At 43.5% G+C, this 428-nt stretch carries 1 protein-coding gene; it reads left to right on the top strand.

Annotation, left to right across the window (positions count from 1 at the left end; genetic code table 11):
* The coding region (locus tag DOT_RS01515; protein ID WP_040410917.1) for a DUF4825 domain-containing protein at nt 1-428 on the top strand (428 nt) is incomplete at both ends.

Below are 428 nucleotides of genomic sequence, written 5' to 3'. Positions count from 1 at the left end.
GACCACAAGGTCAGACAGCAGCGGTTATCAGACAGCGGCGCTGATGCAATTCAAAAGCAAATACGTCGGGGATCACGTTAATGTGAGAAACCTCCTTGGCAACTTGCCCTATGGCAAATTTATTAAGCAGGGAATATCCCTGCAAACTGAGCAAACCCCTTATGGCATTAACGTGAACTATAGCTTTACGCAGTCCAATAATTTAGGTAATCGTGCTGATGATAATACCGGTAATAAACCTGACGGCGATGCCAAGCTCGATATTAATCAGGTTGAAACGACCTTGCGTAATAATGCCGTCGTTATGTTTGCACTTATTGACAACGTTGATATCATTAACAACACTGCTGATTTGGGCACGCAAAACCTTAAATATATATTTAGCAGAACTGAGCTGCAGAAAAGCTATCCCCGGGACCTGAGGGATT

Source organism: Desulfosporosinus sp. OT, assembly GCF_000224515.1.
In the GTDB taxonomy this organism is placed as follows: domain Bacteria; phylum Bacillota; class Desulfitobacteriia; order Desulfitobacteriales; family Desulfitobacteriaceae; genus Desulfosporosinus.
Note: the sequence above shows the minus strand (reverse complement) of the source record. Positions and strands in the feature narration are given on the sequence as shown.